Source organism: Rhizobium sp. SVR5-2C, assembly GCF_056755115.1.
In genome coordinates this window covers 1-389 of sequence record NZ_JBNDHT010000345.1, presented here as the reverse complement: position 1 = coordinate 389, position 389 = coordinate 1, and the positions used below count along the sequence as shown (strand labels likewise).

Annotated in this window: 1 protein-coding gene; it reads right to left on the bottom strand. The window is 60.4% G+C overall.

What is annotated here, in order from left to right; all coding sequences use genetic code 11:
- Positions 1-139 precede the first annotated feature (139 nt).
- Positions 140-319 carry a hypothetical protein gene (locus ACPYOI_RS36010; RefSeq protein WP_481424165.1) on the bottom strand — a complete coding sequence of 60 codons (180 nt, stop codon included), beginning with the start codon at positions 317-319 and terminating at the stop codon, positions 140-142.
- Between the last annotated feature and the right edge of the window lie 70 nt (positions 320-389).

The following is a 389-nucleotide window of genomic DNA, read 5'->3' as shown; positions in this document are numbered from 1 at the left end:
TTTCATATGATCCTGGTCCTCGGGTTTGAGTGCAGCCACGGCTACTTTGTTTCGAAAGCAGTCCAGCTGACAGGTGCGGGCACCGCTGGCGCGACGGTGCTAAGCGATTGGGCGTTTATTAGACTGCAAAGCCCCGGTCTCAGCCGGCGACATTGAGAACGACCACCTCGGGATGGCTGCCTTGCCTTCCGGCGCCGACGCCGACGGTCGTTATTGTCGAGGCTGGTGCTGTCGCGGAATTCAGGTAGCCGTCGGTTCGAACCGCCCATGTGCCCGAAGAGGTCGGCCGTATCTGGTGATAGTTGGCCAGGACCGGCAAGTGTTTTGCTACTGACAAGCGTCACAAATTGCCGCCAGATGGGCGCCGTCCGTACCACAGCAGCCGCCGA